Below are 14011 nucleotides of genomic sequence, written 5' to 3' on the forward strand. Positions count from 1 at the left end.
GAGGAGCGGCGAGCAGGGTCGCGAGCGCAAGAACACCGACCGCCACTACCGCCAAGAGGCGGCGCGATACGGCCCGCGTCCTGTGGAACGCGTGTGACAGAGGCATGGGAAGGGCTCCGTTCGACGAGGAAGGCAGGGGCGTCGCACGCCCCGCATGCGGACCCCGGCTAGGCTACTGACAGCTCTTCGACAGGTTAGTGCAAATCGATTGGCAGAAATCCACGATGTCGATAACAATGCCGTTGCCATAGAGTTAGAATGTGTGATTCGTGTCGAGTCGGTATACGAAACCTCTCATTTGCGCGGCGATTGAATCGCGCACGGCGACAGCTCGAATCCGCCGCCCCACAGACGCACCGGTTCGAGGTGGGACGGCGCGAGATATCTCGGGGCGGCTCGGCACAGGAAAGTGTCCGAGCCGCCCCGAGGCTGTTCGCCGCGGCTGTGAGCATCAACCGCTACCTCACAGCTCCCTCCTATGCGCCAGGCGCAGCACCGCGTATCCGCACACCGGAGCCACAGCCATCACCACCGACAGAAGTCGTCCGTCGATGCCGGTACACGCGAGTGAGCGGACCTGCACCGTCGTACCGGTCGCGGCGCTGGTCGGCGTCGAGAGCTCCGTGCCCCGAGGCGCTGCGTACCTGGGGCACAGAGGGGCCGAGGTCGACTCGGGCGCCCGGCCGGGAACCACGAGCGAGGACGCCCAGCGGATCCGGGAGCTGGAGGCCGACAAGCCGCGAGCTGAGGCGGGCGAACGCGATCCCAAAGGAGTGCGTCAGTTGTTTTCGCGGCCGGTGCCCGCACCGCCCGTCCCGCTGATCTGCAAGATGCATCGACTCCCACACAGGGAGGAGCTGCGGGGCCTGTGCCGGTTCTGCCAGGCGCTGACCAGCGCCGGCGTCAAGATCGCCCCGAGCACCACTTGCACAGCCAAGGCCCTGCCCCCATCGGCAAGGAGTAGACGCGATGAGGCTCTGAAGGCCGAGAACCGGGCCGGTGCACGAGAAGAACTACTGCGCGGGCGGGGCCCGCAAGACGTATGCGATGCGGGGCCGTCCCGAGGCCTCCGTCCGGCACGGGCTGGTCCATGCGGCGCCTGCTGCACCGCGGGTGCGCCTGATGCGGGCCATGGGCCTGCACGGCCACCGGCCGCGCCAAGTCACCACGCACCACGCGCAGCGCTCCTAAGGAGCAGTGCCCCGCAGACCTGGCGGGCAGGCACTTCAGCGCTTTTCAGGCCCAACGAGCTGTGGGCGGGTGGGCATTCCCCCACTACGTGGGAGGTACCCCCACCCACGTGCGAACCATGAGCGGCTGGCTACGTCGCCTTCGCCCGCCGACGTGCTGCTCCCGGCGGATCGTCGGCTGGCAGACCACCCGCGAGCCCGTGTGCACCGACCTGGCCCAGGGGCGCCCTGAAGATGGGTATCTGGCAGCACCCGGCGCGAGGGAGCCGACCTTACCGGCCTGATCCACCACACGCGGCCGGGGGGCGGCTGTACCGGGCGACACGAGTGCGGGCAGGCCCCCTCCGACTGCGACGCGGTCGCCTCGGTCGGGTCGAAGGGCGACCTCCTTTCGGCCTCGCGCTGGCCGAGGCCCTGATACTGGCTGCACAAGGCCGAGCTCATCCTTGGGCCACCACTGCCTCGACTCCCACGGCCCCTGGCAGGGCATCGACGACGCCCGTGTTCGCCACCGCCCAGTCGGCGCAACTGGTCGGGCACAGTCCGCCCCCACTCCGCCATCGACATGCACGCCCCTATCCAGTACGAGCAGGCATACACCCCACCACCACCAGACGACAACGACAACGACACCACCGCCGAGCCCGAAACCGAGCCCGAGGCCGATGCCATGGACGCCGGCGAGCAGACCGCGCACCCATGCGCCACTCCTTCTCTCGCCTTCACCCCGGCTACAAGTCAGTAGTCGACCCGGAGGTTTCCGAAGTCCGGCGCCGGACCATCCGGATTATCCCCGGTTACGGAGTTCACTCCCGCCGAGAGCCTCGTCTTAATGGACAGCTTGGAGAAACTACCGGTGAAGGTGCCGTTAGACACTCCCTTGATCTCTGCCTCGGCCTTCCCCGCCACCAGCACTCGGAAGCTGCGCGGCTCGGCGCTACGATAGTTGAATGTCAGTGTGTACTCACCATCCTCCGGAATCCACACGTTGGCCAGCGTGGCGTCATTCCCGGCTCTTCGCGTTTGTGGGTGTGGTCGGTGGGGGTGGGAGCTGTCAGCTGGGGTGCGGGCCTGGTCGTTGACGCCCGCGCCGCCGGGTGCGGGCCGGTCGGGGTGCCGGGCGTGTTATCCCGGGTGGGACCTGGCGCGTACGCCGGCGCGGGCCCTGACGGTTCGTACCTTTGGTTGACGGTTCGGCACATAGCGCCGACGATTCGTACTTTCCTGCGACGGTTCGGCACCCAGAAGTACGTACCGTCGCTGTGATGTCTCAGGACATCGGTGACAGTTTTGTGTCAGGACATCGGTGACACTTGGTGTGATGCTCCTATGCGTGTCAAGCGGTGGCGAGCCATTGGTCGTAGGTGGTGGTGAGGTCGCGGTCGGGGCGTTTGCCTCGTTCGAGTTCGCTGATGCGGGCGGGCCAGGTGTGTAGGGCGGTGGCGGCTTGGGTGAGGGTGATGTTCTTGGTCTTGCGGCGTTGGCGCAGGGTGGTGTGGTCTGGTAGGGGTTGGGGGTTGGTCAGGGTTTTGTAGATCTCGCGGGTGATGGCTCTTTTGAGGCATCTGATGGCTTCTCGTTTGGTCTTGCCTCGGGAGATCAGGCGTTGGATGTAGGCGCGTGTGGTGGGGTCGTGTGTGGCGCGGTTGTGGGCGATTTGGTGGATGGCCCAGTTGGCTTGGCGGTCGCCTCCGCGGTTGAGGCGGTGGCGGTCGGTGCGGCCTGAGGAGGCGGGTATGGGGCAGGTGCCGGTCATGGCGGCCAGGGCGGCTTGGGAGCGGATGCGGCCGGGGTTGTCCCCGGCCAGGGACAGTAGTTCGGCTGCGACGACGGTGCCTACGCCCTTGGTGGCGCGCAGGGCCGGGTTGGCTTGTAGGGTCAGGGTGTCGAGCAGGCGGGTGTGCTGGTTGATCTCGGTGTCCAGGTCGAGCCAGCGCCGGGCCAGGCAGCCCAGGACGGAGCGCACGATCTGGCCGGGGTCCTGTTGGGGGTCGGGCTGGTCCAGTGCGGCCAGCGCGTCCAGAAGGGCCCGGTCGTCCAGGCCCCGGTAGTCCTCGCGTACGCTGGTGGGGGCGGTGATCAGCAGGTCCTTGAGCTGGCGCATGGTGTCGCCCTGGGCGCGTACGGCCTGGCGGCGGGCGTTCTTGGCGGCGCGGATCGCGGTGACGCTGCCGGTGCCGGTCTTGGGTACCGGTAGTGATCCGTCGTCCGCTGCGGCGGCGCGTGCGGCCCTGTAGGCGTCGATGGTGTCGGTCTTGCCTCTGGGGCGCTTGGGGGTGCCGGGGCGCAGGGCCTCGCGTACTTGCAGGCCCTGGGACAGTAGGTGGCTGGTCAGGGTCCTGCCGTAGGAGCCGGTGCCCTCCACCGCCACTAGTGCGGGTCGGCCGTGGCTGGTGATGAAGTCGTACAGGTCTTGGTGGCCTTCCGGGGTGGAGGGGAACTGGCGGTCCGCCAGCGGGTGGCCCAGGGCGTCCACTACGGCCGCGTGGTGGGTGTCGGCGTGGGTGTCCACGCCGGCGAACACGCTCGCCGACGCTCCCGGTCCGGCACCTGCGGTGCCGGTGTGGACATGCTCGGGTGTCCTTGTCATGATGAGTCCTGCCTCTCGCGCAGTATGTGGTGTGGGGGCTGCGGCCGCCCGGGTCGTGCGCGGACAAGACGTTTACGGGACGATTCGTAGGATGAGTTCAGGCTCCTATTAGGTCACGCGCCGGCCCGGCGGCTGCGCTCGTCGGCGAGGCGGACAAATCACGCGAAAGGCACCACTACCGGCAGGCCAGTCAGTTTGAGGGTCACGCCCCACGACGAGCACAACCAACATAAACGTCAGGACATCGGTGACAGTTGTGGTGGTTGGTGGGGTTGGGTGTGTGTGGGTGGAGACGTAACGGACGCCGGGTGCGGGCCAGGGGTACTGGGCCAGGATCTCGCCTTGGGTGTCGGTGAAGGCGACTTGGTGGGGGTCCCAGGTGATGGTCACTGGCTGGTGTGCGTGGGTTCTGGATACCAAGAAGCTGATACCGGCCAGGCTGACCACTCCGTTAGCCCCGATGGTGCCTTGGCGCTGCCCTGAGGGCGGTGTTGTGGGCCGGCGCCTGGGGCGGGGTTGTGTGGGGATGCCGCCGACGGATACGGGCTCGTGGTGCTTGGGGCGTGGCGGGGCGGCGACGGGGGTGGCGTCCCACGCCTGCTGGGGTGTCATCCTCCCGGGCAGGGCCTGGTGTCCTCGCTCGGTGTTGTAGATGTGGTCGAAGGCGTCGACTTGGGCTTGTAGCTCTTCGATGGTGTGGGCCAGGGGCTGGTTGTCGAGGTAGCGGAACAGAGTCTGGTGGAAGCGCTCGTTCTTGCCCTGGGTGGTGGGCTTATAGGGCTTGGAGGTGATGGGTTCTACCCCCAGGGTGCGCACGTGGCCCGTCCAGTTTGCCTTTGCGGCCGCGTCGGGTGGGGTTCAGGGCCGTCCCGTTGTCGGTCAGTAGCCGCTGGGGCACCCCGTAGCGGGCGACGGCCCGGTCGAATACCGCGATAGCCGCCTGGCTGGTCTCGGCGGCGGCGACCAGGGATGCCACCGCCAGGCGGGAGTGGTCGTCGATGAGCTGGAAGATGACGACCTTGCGTCCTCCGGCGAGGACGTACTCGGTGGCGCCCCGTCTGCCAGCAGGCGTTCGGGGCCGGATAGACAAACCGGCGCCATGCCGCCCGGGGCCTCTTCGTGGGCTCGGCTCGGGCCACGCCGGCGGAGCGAAAGATGCGGGCCAGTGATGTCGGCGAGGGCGCCTTGAGGCCCATGGCCCGCATCTTGTCGTGCACGCTGATCGGGCCGCAATCCAGGCCAGAGCGTTCCAGCGCGGCACGCACGTCAAGGGCCTGGGAGCGTACCTGGTCGCTTATGCGTCCCGGGCTTGTGCGAGGACGGCGGGAGCGGGGCTCGAGTACCGCGGCCTCCCCGTCAGCTCGGGCTCGGGCCCGCAGCACATAGAAGGTCTTGCGGGAGATGCCCTCCTGTTCGCAGAACGTGGTCACCGCCCCGCGCGGGGCGTCATCAGGCCACCGGGCGATCGCCAGACGCACACGCGGATCAACACCACTACTGTTGGACTTCCTGACTGAGCTCATGCGCCCAAAAGCACACCAGAACTGTCACCCCCAACAACCCACGAACTGTCACCGATGTCCTGACACAGAACTGTCACCGATGTCCTGAGACATAACAAGTACGTACCGTCGCAGGAAAGTACGAATCGCTGACCAGAAGGTACGAACCGTCGCCGGATGTGCCGAATCGTCCCGAGACGGGACTCACCCCGCCAGGCGAGCACCCGAGTCCTCCCACCCGAACCGCCACATTCCGGAGGGAGACGCCGGGACTCGCCGCATCCGCCGGGAACCCGCCGGGAATCGGCGTGTTTCGTCAGGATCTGCCATGACCCCGCCCAGGCCTCGCGACGATCAATCGCGCCCGCCCAACCCGTGCCTGCCAGAGCAGCCCCGCCGGAACGTCCACAACGACCACCACCAGGCCCTCACCTGTACACCACCACACCCCAAAACGCGACGAGCCTAGTTAGCCCAACAGTGCAGGTCATTGCGCTCGTATGCCAGCACGGAGCTGATCCGCATCCCCGAATCATAGGCGGGATCCCACTCCTCACGATCTTCACGCATCACCAGCCGCAAATGACCGTCCACGATGTCATAGTCTGTCTTCGTGGCGCCCGTGGACCAGTGCGGCAGGCAGTCGTCCAGGAACCGCCCGCGGCAGAGAGGGCGATCGCGGAGAAGGCTCCGCCCAGAAGAGCGCGCCTACGGACTCCTGAGGTATTGGCGGTCATTTCAGGTCTCCTTTCCATGTACGTATGACCACGTTTTATTTGGCCAGGATCCGGTCGCTGATGCGGAAACGGGGATTGATCCAGGGTTCGAAGTCGATGCTGCGCCCGTCCAACTCAAAGCAGTACCGGCCCGTACGCCTTGCTTTCGGTTTGGCCAAGGCGCGGACACAAAGATCGCGCACCTGTCGCCGCTCGGCGTCCGTCAGCCACGCGTCCGGGTCGGAGCAGCCCACCACGCCGGCGACCAATGCCATGTCGCGGGTGACGGCGCACGCCTCCGGGCTGAGGAGCGAGCCCCGTGACCGCGCGAAGGCGACGTCCGGGTCCGTATCGACAATGTCGCTCAGCCAGGACCTGGCCACTGCTGCGCGCAGGGCGTTGCGCACGCCCGGACCACTGGGATCACATCTGCGTTCGGTGTTGTCCCAGTAGGGTGCGGTGTCGGGACCTACCCTTATGCCGTCAACCACCCCCAGGGACGGGGCGATTAAGGCGCCGGAGGCCATCAGGTAGGCGTGTGGAGCGGCCTCCCGTATGGCCTCCAGCCCAAGCCGATAGGCGGCCTCCCGGTCCACCCGGCGGTGGCGGACTCCACGTATGGCCGCGGCATTGAGGAAGTCGAGCTTGAGATAGCCGTATCCCCATCCGGTCACCTGCTCGATGAGCTGCCGGATGTACGCCAGTGCCTCGGGGCGGGTGCAATCCAGGGCATAGTACGGCGCCGCCCAGTTGTAACCGGCTACAGCCGGCTCCCCCGATTGTGCGCGCACGAGCAGTTCGGGATGGAGCCGCGCCACCGGTGATTCCGCCGACACAATGAACGGGGCCAGCCACAGCCCGGCCTCCATATCGGCGTCGTGAATATGCTCGGCCAGGGCCGCCATGCCCTCGGGGAAGTCCCCGTTGGGCTGCCAGTCGCCCACGGCGCGCTGCCAGCCGTCGTCTATCTGGACGACGCCATAGCCGTTGGCCGCGGCCGGGAGGATCTCGGACTCGATTGTCTCGGCGGTGATCTCCTCGAACCACGAGTACCAGGAGGACCACACGGGCCCCGGATCGTCGCGCCGTGCGCGCGGCTCCGCAGACAGCCCTACGGAGTCCGCCAGGGCTCGCGTCCAACGCGCGAACACCTCCAGCTCCGGGCCGACGCCGATCCACCAGTCGATACCGGCATCTGCGTCGGAGCCCTCGACTATTTCTCCATGGTCCCGGCCGGCCCGGCCCAAAGTGGTCGCCTCGATGCGTCCGGGTAGGGCATCGAGGACGCCGCTCCTGCCGCCGAGACTGCCCACCAGCAGATACTCCACCTCCCCGGGTGCGTCCGGGCTCTCCGGCAGCTCCACGGCGGTGAGCAGGTAGGAGCGGTGGCGGTCGTAGCGGTCGGTCGCGGGGTCCTCCGCGGTGGCCGTGCGCTCGGGGTTCTCCCACACCCTCCAGGGGCGGCGCTCCTGAGACCACCAGGAGGACGGTGACCATGACGTCCACCCGTGCCGGTATAGCTCCGCGGTGTCCCGGCCGGGGTGCTCGACCACCAGGGAGCCGGCAGGCAGGACTACACCGACTGATGGGTCGGCTGTTTGCGGGCTCTGTCCGGTGAGATCGCCCTGGAGGGTCCAGGTGGTGTCTTGACGCGTCAGGATCAGCTGTACGGACACGGGGGACGTCATGGCTATCACTCCTCCAGCAGGGAGTTGACCTTGGTTGCCAACTCGGGCAGGGCGGTGGCGGGATCGGCCTCACCGCGCTGGATTCGCTCGATCACGACGTCGGCCTCGGAGTTGATCTCATCAGCCTTGAAGGTGATCGGATAGTAGGACAGCGCCTCGGGGTCCTGGGCGATGTCGAGGAAGGCGGACACGTCGACTCCGGCGTCCTCATGGGCCTTGGCGGCCGCCTCGGACTGCTGCGTGATGGAGGGGAAGACGACGGCCTCCTCGGCGATTACCGACTGGCAGGCCTCGGAGGTGAGGTACTTGACCCACTGCCAGGCCTCGTCCTGGTGCTTGGAGGAGGCGGTGATGGAGGGAGCCAGGCCGTTGATGATGGTCTTGCGCCCCTCGGGACCCTTGGGCAGCGGGGCGAAGGCGAAGTCCTGCGCCTCGGAACCGGCCCAGGTGTTGATCCGCCAGGAGCCGTCGGGAACCAGGGCCGCCTTGTTCTGCTCCATCATCGGCTCCAGCCCCAGGTTTCCGGCCTGCTCTACCGGAGTGACATAGCCGGCGTCGATTTGCTTCTGCCACCAGGCCATGGCCTCGATCAGCTTGGGCGAGTCGAGGTTGTAGTGGGTCCCGAAGGGATTCTTGTCCAGGTAGTCGAAGCCGTTGGACAGGGCCAGCCAGGACCAGGGGCCCTGCCCGACCACCCCGCCGCCGGTCTCCAGACCCCAGCCGTAGGTGGCCACCTTGGCCTTGTCGAAGCCGGGCTCGTCTCCCCGCACGCCGTTCTCGTCGACGGTCAGGCGGGCGATGAGCTTGCCGAAGGAACCGCCGTCGGTCGGGTTCCAGTCCAGGTCCTTCAGATCGGCTGGATCGACGCCCGCGTCCTTTACGTCCTTGACGTTGTAGACCAGGGCGATGGTGTCCCAGTCCTGGGGGATGCCGTAGGTCTTGCCGTCGTAGTTCCACAGGGAGGCCAGGTCGCCGGTGTACTGGTCCAGGTCGATCCCGTCCTTCTCAATGCGGTCCGACAGGTCCGCCAGCGCCCCCTTGGAGGCGAGCTCGGGGTAGTGGGCGACGTGGTTGGTGATCACGTCCGGGGCGGTCCCGGAGTTCAGGCCGACGGTGAGGTTCTGCCAGTAGTCGTCCCAGCCCTTCTGATCGATGGTGACGCCGATGCCGGTCTCCTTGGTGAAGGCGTCGGCGCACTTCTGGTAGGCCGTCTGCTGGTTGGGGTCCCACAGCGAGTAGACGATGTTCTTGCCGCCGTCGCCGTCGGAGCTGAGTTCCGCCGGGGTGCAGGCCGCCAAAGTCGCGCCGGATAGGGCGACGGCGGTCAGGAGCGCAATGGTGCGTTTCATGGTTCTCTCCTTCGAGATGGGATTGGGCGCCGATGGCGCGGTTTCACTTGGCTGAGGTGAGGCTGATGGAGGAGACGAGCTTGCGCCCGAGTACCAGCAGGACGATCAGCATGGGGATCGTCTGAAGGGTGGCTGCGGCCATGAGGCCGGTCCAGTCGGGGCGGGTGGAGGGCGAGCTCTGTTGGAAGACGGCCAGCGCCACGTTGAGCAGGCGGACCCCGTGGTCCTGGCCGATCAGCTGTGGCCACAGGTACTCGTTCCAGGCGAAGACCGCCTGGATAATCGCCACCGTGGTGATCGGCGTGGCAGCCATCGGGACTATCACCTTGCGGAAGGTGGTCCACGAGCTCGCACCGTCGAGCATGGCCGCCTCCTCCACCTCCCGGGGCAGCGAGAGCATGAACTGGCGCAGGAAGAAGATCGCGAAGGGGCTGACCAGCACGTAGGGGGCGAGCAAGCCGGTAAAGGTGTTCAGTAGACCCGCATTCTTGATGAGCACGAAGTTCGGCAGCACGATGAAGATCGGGGGGATCATCATGCCGGTCAGCAGCAGCCCGAACAGCAGGTCTCGCCCGGGAAAGCGCAGCCGGGAGAAGGCATAGGCGGCCATGGTGGAGGTAGTCACCTGGCCCGCGACCAGCAGTGCGGTGAAGATCAACGAGTTGCGCAGGTAGAGCCAGAAGTACATCTTGGCGCCCGACCCGCCGGCAGCGAGGCTCTCCTCCACGCCGACCAGCCCGAGTACCCGTTTGAAGTTGATCAGAGTCAGGTTGCGCGGAATGAGGGAGTAGTCGCCGTTGAAGACCTCGGCGTTGGAGATCAGTGCGGTGCGGATCGCCCAGGCGAAGGGCGTCAGCGTAATCAGCAGCAGCAGGATCAGCAGGGCCCAGCCCAGGACTCGGCCGGGGCGGCGCAGCAAGGCGGGCCGACGAGTAACGGTGCGTGCGGCGTCGGTCATGTCATTCACCCCAGATCCGATTCCGCGGCCCGGGAGGCGCGCAGCTGGATGAGTGTCATGACCAGGATGATCGCCAGCAGTACCACGGCCATGGCCGCGGCGTAGCCCATCTGCCCCTGCTGGAAGGCCTTCTCGTAGATGTAGAAGTAGATCACCCGGGTTGCTCCCACGGGACCTCCTTTGGTTGCGACGGCGACGGTGTCGAAGATCTGGAAGGAGCCGATCATGGAGACGACGACGACCATTACGAGCACCGGCCTGATCAGCGGCAGGGTGATGGACCACAAGGTGCGAGCGGTTGAGGAGCCGTCCAGTTCGGCGGCCTCGTAGACCATGCGGGGGACGGTTTGCATGCCGGCGAATATGAGCAGCGCCGTGTAACCCATGTTCCGCCACGAGTTCACCAGTGCCACGGTGACGATCGCCAGGTCGGGGTTGCCGTAGAAGGCGATGGGGCCCACGCCCACGCCGCCCAGCAGGTGATTGAGCAGGCCGACGTTCGGATCGAGGACGAACAGGGTGATCACCGCGATGGTTACGTTGGGCACCAGCCACGGCACCAGCAGCAGTGAGCGCACGAGCGTGGAGTGGCTGATGCGCTGCATCAGCAGCGCGATCCCCAGGCCGGCGGCGGTCTGCGTGGTGATGTTGACCAGCACGTAGGTGGCCGTGATCACAAGGCTGTGCAGGAAGTTCTCATCGGCCAGTAGCCGGCGGTAGTTGCTCAGTCCGACGAAGCGGGGCTGCGTGATCAGGTCCCAGTCGGTCAGCGAGATCTGCAGTCCGCGCGCCATCGGGATCAGAAAGAACACCAGGAAGCCGATGAGCGCGGGCGCGAGGTAGGCGTAGGCGGTCAGCACGTTGCGGCGCCGCCGCGCGGACCGGCTTGCGGACCGCGATGCAGTCCCGGCCTCAGTGGCATTAGGAGCGAGGTCTGTCATCCTTGAGTCCTCAGGAGGAGTTGCGATGAACAGATTAAAACGCTACTTACTTATTAAAGTCAAGCCCGCCACCCACCCCGCCTGGAGCCTGTCGTGAGAGCACCCCGCCGCATCCAACGCCGCGCCAACATGTCCGCCGTCCTGCGCTACTGCCTGGGCGGGCCACAGACCCTGGCCGACATCGCCGCAGGCACCGGCATCACCCGCCCGGCAGCCGAGTCGGTGGTCGCGGATCTGAACGAGCTCGGCTGGCTGACAGAGACCGCCGTAACCCCCCAAACCCCCCGGCCGGGCAGACCCGCCACTTATGTGGGTCTCAGTCCCGACGCGGGCCATGTGCTGTCCCTGGACATCGGCGCGCACCACGTCACCGCAATGGCCGCCGATCTGTCCGGCAGCATCCTCGTCCGAGACCGTCGGGAACTGGCCGAGGATCTATCGGCAGACGCCAGATTGAAGGCGTCCACCGAGCTTGCCCGCAAGACCCTGTCGCGCGCCGGGGATGGCCCCCTGTGGACCTGCACTGCGGCCTCGCCCGGCGTCGTGCATGACGGGCGCGTGGCCTACTTCGGTGGCTACGGCATGCCCGGATGGCAGGGCATTGAGTTGGATGAGGCGGTCCGCGCCGCACTGGGATCCAGGGTACGTAGCGCCGGCGACTGCGCCCTGGGCGCCCGGGGAGAGTCCTGGAGGGGCGCCGCCGCGGGGTTTGACGACGTCGTCTTCATCCTCGCGGGCAGCCGTACCGGCGCCGCCAGCGTGATCAACGGCCGGGTGCATGAGGGCCTGCACGGGGCCGCGGGCCTGATCGGTGAGCTGCCGCAGCTGCGGTGGCGCGAACTGGAGGACGAGACCTTCGCCGACTCCCTTTACGACGGCGCGAGCCCGCGCCGCGAGCAGCTGTTCGCGGCCGCCCGACGCGGGGAGGCACAGGCATTGTCCGCACTCGACGAGTACGCCGACGTGCTGGCCACGGGAACCGCCGCCATGGTGCTCGCGGTAGCGCCGCAGGTGGTCGTCGTCGGCGGCGCCTTCTCCGCCCAGGCGGACCTGTTCCTCCCCCGCTTCAAGCGCAGACTCGGTGAGCTGTGCCCCTTCCCCCGCAGGTGGCGGCGTCCCGGCTGGGCGACGACGCCGTCGTCATGGGCGGCCTCAGACTCGCCCTGGACGACATCCTGGACAGCATCGACTCCATCGTGCGCGAGGCGGACTACTTCCCCTCCACCTCACCGGCAAGCCTGTGGCAGTAAACCCGCTGCGAACATAGCAGCCCGGCCGGGGCCCTTGGGTGTCCTCGGGGACCAAACGCTCGTGGAGCCCCCGCCGAGCCAACTCGGCCCTTGACCAGAACGAACGAACCGCCTGGCGAAGACGCGAGCCAAGACGTCTCCTCCAATGGCCCCGCCGCGGTAGGCGGGGCTTGGAGCGCCTACTCGGCGTCACCCCTCGAGTTCAGAAAGCCTGACCGCTGAGCGCCTTCTGCTTGGGCGTGGGTAGTTGGCAAGGTCGGTTCGAGGAGGACCACCGCACCGCAGCCCGGGCCGTAACTATCACACCCCTCAACACGAAGGGCCATCACCTCACCAGAGAGTCTTGAGGCCAGGCAGTCCCGCGAATGCGGGATCAACGGTGACGAGAACCAAAGACTCGCTGATCGCCTGGGCCGCGAGCATCCGGTCGAAGGGATCACGATGCGTCCACTCCAACTGACCGCTCAGCCGGGCATGCTTCCAGCTGATCGGCAGGACTTCGGCCCCCAACCTGGACATATGCCCGTCGAGAGCCTCCAACCAAGGTCCCGCACCAGGGAGCTTGCCGATGCGGAATTTGGTGGACAGCTCCCAGGCACTCGCCGCCGACACCAGTAGGTGATTCTCCAATAGTCTCAACGCCTGCGCGGCTCCGGGCCCCAGTCGGTCGGGCTCATTGATCGCCCACAGGAGGGCATGGGTGTCGAGCAGATAGTCGCTCACTCTCCCTCCCATGCATCCAACTCTTCTTCAGGCAGTTCATCGAAGAAGCTGTCCGGAAGGTGGTATCCGCCGAAGCCGAGCTCACGCTCGCCACCCACGGCAGGGGACAGTCGCGCGATGGTTCGCGATCCACGGGCAATGTTGATGGTGGACCCACGCTCCACCTCCGCCAGCAACGCTGACAGGTGAGTCTTCGCCTGCTGCACCTTCACGGTCTTCATGTTGTCAAGTATCGCCCAGCTGGTTCAGGTTGGTCAACCATCCAGACCAGCTCCATTCTGGCCCGGGCCGTACACAGGCGAGTTATCGGCGTGAACGTGGTGCTTAAGATCGGGGTTTTGGCTGGTGTGGTGCGGGAAAGTCGGGGTGATTATGGTCTGGGAGGTTAATCCGGGGCGGTGCTTGACTTTCGCGGGTAGATGTGCGGACCGTGAGAACACGGTCCCCACGGGCAAGGCTCTGCCCGACCTGCCAGACCCCTATGAAGAGGTTCGGACGTACAGCGGCCGGATCACAGCGCTGGAGGTGCACCGAGTGCAAGCTGACCACCACTGCGCCGCGCCCACCCTCGCCGGGTAGGGCCGAGCAGGCGGTGCTGGGCGAATTCATCGACTGGGCGACCAGCAGCCGTTCCCAGGCCGACCTGTCCGGTGGCAGCGGCAGGGCGTTTCGCCGCCGGACGGCCTGGTGCTGGGACATCCCAGTCCCCAAGCCACCGGTCACCGACCAGGTGCACTCCCAGGTGTTCATTGACGGGATGTGGCTGTCCCACAAATGGGTCCTCCTGGTGGCCCGCAGTCCCACGCACGTGATCGGCTGGCAGTGGGCCGCGTCCGAGAGCGCGGCGGCCTACCAGGCGCTGCTTGCCCCCCATCGCCCCGCCCGACCTGGTAACCACCGACGGGGCCGGCGGCGCCCTCAAAGCGCTACGCAGCCTGTGGCCCGACACTCCCATCCAGCGGTGCCTGATCCACGTGCGCCGCGACACCGTGCGTGACCTGACGCTGCACCCCAAGACCACTCCCGGCAAGGCCCTACTACGGCCCTACTACGCCACTCCCGCAAGCTGCTGAGCATCTCCACTGACGAGGAGGCCGCCGGGTG

At 66.9% G+C, this 14011-nt stretch carries 12 protein-coding genes and 2 pseudogenes; 5 read left to right on the forward strand and 9 right to left on the reverse strand.

The features are described 5' to 3' along the window. Window positions 1-999 precede the first annotated feature (999 nt). Both C3B71_RS13745 and C3B71_RS13750 read left to right on the forward strand, forming a co-directional pair. Window positions 1000-1191: a hypothetical protein gene (locus tag C3B71_RS13745; RefSeq protein WP_108968823.1), complete on the forward strand. Its 192-nt coding sequence runs from the start codon at window positions 1000-1002 to the stop codon at window positions 1189-1191. A gap of 564 nt (window positions 1192-1755) precedes the next feature. Beyond that, window positions 1756-1935, forward strand: a complete 180-nt coding sequence (locus C3B71_RS13750; RefSeq protein ID WP_108968825.1) for a hypothetical protein — start codon at window positions 1756-1758, stop codon at window positions 1933-1935. Here the strand turns inward: C3B71_RS13750 and C3B71_RS13755 are convergent. From C3B71_RS13755 to C3B71_RS13785, 7 genes and pseudogenes are all read right to left on the reverse strand, one after another. Further along, complete coding sequence (locus tag C3B71_RS13755) at window positions 1929-2177, reverse strand: hypothetical protein (RefSeq protein WP_108968827.1); 249 nt, start codon at window positions 2175-2177, stop codon at window positions 1929-1931. The genes C3B71_RS13750 and C3B71_RS13755 overlap by 7 nt on opposite strands. 349 nt (window positions 2178-2526) lie before the next feature. Continuing rightward, complete coding sequence (locus tag C3B71_RS13760) at window positions 2527-3780, reverse strand: IS110 family transposase (RefSeq protein ID WP_108966230.1); 1254 nt, start codon at window positions 3778-3780, stop codon at window positions 2527-2529. Between the two features lie 288 nt (window positions 3781-4068). After that, window positions 4069-5303 (reverse strand): annotated as a pseudogene (locus tag C3B71_RS13765) (integrase core domain-containing protein); the annotation flags it as partial. Between the two features lie 751 nt (window positions 5304-6054). Next, complete coding sequence (locus C3B71_RS13770) at window positions 6055-7686, reverse strand: glycoside hydrolase family 36 protein (protein WP_108968829.1); 1632 nt, start codon at window positions 7684-7686, stop codon at window positions 6055-6057. 5 nt (window positions 7687-7691) lie between these two features. Further along, the gene (locus tag C3B71_RS13775) at window positions 7692-9035 is read right to left on the reverse strand and encodes an ABC transporter substrate-binding protein (protein WP_108968831.1); all 1344 of its coding nucleotides are present in this window, start codon (window positions 9033-9035) and stop codon (window positions 7692-7694) included. Between the two features lie 43 nt (window positions 9036-9078). After that, a complete protein-coding gene (locus C3B71_RS13780) occupies window positions 9079-9993 on the reverse strand; it encodes a carbohydrate ABC transporter permease (protein WP_108969969.1) in 915 nt (304 codons plus the stop codon). A 5-nt stretch (window positions 9994-9998) separates the two neighbouring features. Then, window positions 9999-10934 carry a carbohydrate ABC transporter permease gene (locus C3B71_RS13785; RefSeq protein ID WP_108968833.1) on the reverse strand — a complete coding sequence of 312 codons (936 nt, stop codon included), beginning with the start codon at window positions 10932-10934 and terminating at the stop codon, window positions 9999-10001. 93 nt (window positions 10935-11027) lie between these two features. Between C3B71_RS13785 and C3B71_RS13790 the strand changes: the two genes are divergently transcribed. Next, window positions 11028-12278, forward strand: coding sequence for an ROK family protein (locus tag C3B71_RS13790; RefSeq protein ID WP_108968835.1), 1251 nt, complete (start codon window positions 11028-11030; stop codon window positions 12276-12278). A gap of 236 nt (window positions 12279-12514) precedes the next feature. Here the strand turns inward: C3B71_RS13790 and C3B71_RS13795 are convergent, their stop codons facing one another. Beyond that, complete coding sequence (locus C3B71_RS13795) at window positions 12515-12907, reverse strand: type II toxin-antitoxin system VapC family toxin (RefSeq protein WP_108968837.1); 393 nt, start codon at window positions 12905-12907, stop codon at window positions 12515-12517. Next, window positions 12904-13128, reverse strand: a complete 225-nt coding sequence (locus tag C3B71_RS13800; RefSeq protein WP_108968839.1) for a type II toxin-antitoxin system Phd/YefM family antitoxin — start codon at window positions 13126-13128, stop codon at window positions 12904-12906. Before C3B71_RS13800 ends, C3B71_RS13795 begins: the two co-directional genes overlap by 4 nt. Before the next feature lie 209 nt (window positions 13129-13337). Here C3B71_RS13800 and C3B71_RS17015 point away from each other — a divergent pair. After that, window positions 13338-13451: pseudogene (locus tag C3B71_RS17015) on the forward strand (transposase-like zinc-binding domain-containing protein); the annotation flags it as partial. A 319-nt stretch (window positions 13452-13770) separates the two neighbouring features. Then, entirely contained in the window at window positions 13771-13980 is a 210-nt protein-coding gene (locus C3B71_RS13805) for a transposase (RefSeq protein WP_108968841.1), read from the forward strand. Window positions 13981-14011 lie beyond the last annotated feature (31 nt).

The sequence above is a fragment of the Actinomyces sp. Z16 genome (assembly GCF_003111765.1).
In the GTDB taxonomy this organism is placed as follows: Bacteria; Actinomycetota; Actinomycetes; order Actinomycetales; family Actinomycetaceae; genus Actinomyces; species Actinomyces glycerinitolerans.

Excerpts from the sequence above, each read along its gene's own strand:
- C3B71_RS13750 (WP_108968825.1), top strand. The coding sequence starts at position 1,756 with ATGCACGCCCCTATCCAGTACGAGCAGGCATACACCCCACCACCACCA.
- C3B71_RS13760 (WP_108966230.1), bottom strand. The coding sequence starts at position 3,780 with ATGACAAGGACACCCGAGCATGTCCACACCGGCACCGCAGGTGCCGGA.
- C3B71_RS13770 (WP_108968829.1), bottom strand. The coding sequence starts at position 7,686 with ATGACGTCCCCCGTGTCCGTACAGCTGATCCTGACGCGTCAAGACACC.
- C3B71_RS13775 (WP_108968831.1), bottom strand. The coding sequence starts at position 9,035 with ATGAAACGCACCATTGCGCTCCTGACCGCCGTCGCCCTATCCGGCGCG.
- C3B71_RS13780 (WP_108969969.1), bottom strand. The coding sequence starts at position 9,993 with ATGACCGACGCCGCACGCACCGTTACTCGTCGGCCCGCCTTGCTGCGC.
- C3B71_RS13785 (WP_108968833.1), bottom strand. The coding sequence starts at position 10,934 with ATGACAGACCTCGCTCCTAATGCCACTGAGGCCGGGACTGCATCGCGG.
- C3B71_RS13800 (WP_108968839.1), bottom strand. The coding sequence starts at position 13,128 with ATGAAGACCGTGAAGGTGCAGCAGGCGAAGACTCACCTGTCAGCGTTG.